Annotated in this window: 1 protein-coding gene and 1 pseudogene; both read right to left on the bottom strand. The window is 41.6% G+C overall.

All coding sequences use genetic code 11. From position 1 onward, the window contains the following. Positions 1 to 203 (bottom strand): HAS-barrel domain-containing protein (locus tag ACRCJ0_RS15035; RefSeq protein ID WP_431391013.1); only part of this gene is annotated, 203 nt, incomplete at its 3' end. Then, positions 203 to 1,063, bottom strand: a pseudogene (locus ACRCJ0_RS15030) (V-type ATP synthase subunit A); the annotation flags it as partial. The gene ACRCJ0_RS15035 and the pseudogene ACRCJ0_RS15030, both read right to left, overlap by 1 nt.

The raw sequence follows: 1,063 nt of genomic DNA, 5'->3' as shown, positions 1-1,063 counted from the left end.
GTGTCTTGTAAGTTAATACCAGAACCACCACCATAGATCTGTACGACTGCGCGACTTTCTTCTACTTGAAGCACTTGTCCAAGACGTTTTTCACCAGTTTGTAATTGTACTTCTACTAACTCATCAAAACTAATGCCTTCAACGTCTTCTACAATCATTAGGGGACCATAAACGTCGGAGATAGATTTATACTCTTTTAACATTATGCGTAGCTGCCTCCTTTCAATATTTCTGTCATAGCTTCTTTAATTTCATTGTTGATAGCGTCAATGCGGTCTAATTGATCTTCTGAGATAAATTTAGAACGCACGATTTTTTCGCGTAAGTCGACAGTGTTGTCAGCAATTTCTTGGTAGTAAGCACCTTTTTCCATTGCTTGGCGCGCTTCTTGGTCGAAGGTTAAAATGTTGAATAACATTTTCTCTTGTTTCTTCGCTGAAGTCGTTGTATCTACGTCATCAAAGGCATTTTGTTGTAAGTAACCTTCACGAATCATGGCTGCAATTAGTAGGGTCATTTTATCTTTTTCAGATAAGGCATCAATACCAACTAATTGTACAACTTCTTGTAAGCTGTCTTCTTCAGTTAGGATATTCATGGCTTTTTGTACCCATTGACCCCATTCAACGCCTAATTCTTCCGCTACACCCTTATAGATTTCTGAATCATACAATGAGTATGAACTTAACCAGTTAATGGCTGGGAAGTGACGTTGACGAGATAGGTTGGCATCTAATGACCAGAATACTTTTACAACTCGTAAGGTATTTTGTGTAACCGGCTCAGATGTATCCCCACCTGGAGGCGACACGGCACCTACCGCTGTAACTGAACCTGTACGGCCTTCGCTACCTAGAGTACGGACGATACCTGCACGCTCATAGTATTCTGCAATACGAGAACCTAGGTAAGCTGGGTAACCTTCGTCACCAGGCATCTCTTCTAGACGACCAGACATTTCACGAAGTGCTTCCGCCCAACGAGAAGTTGAATCGGCCATAATCGCTACTGAGTAACCCATGTCACGGAAGTATTCAGCAATTGTGATCCCTGTATAAACAGA

The organism is Aerococcus sp. L_32 (genome assembly GCF_050689315.1).
The sequence above is the reverse complement of the archived record's forward strand: the minus strand, read 5'-3'. Positions and strand labels throughout refer to the sequence as shown.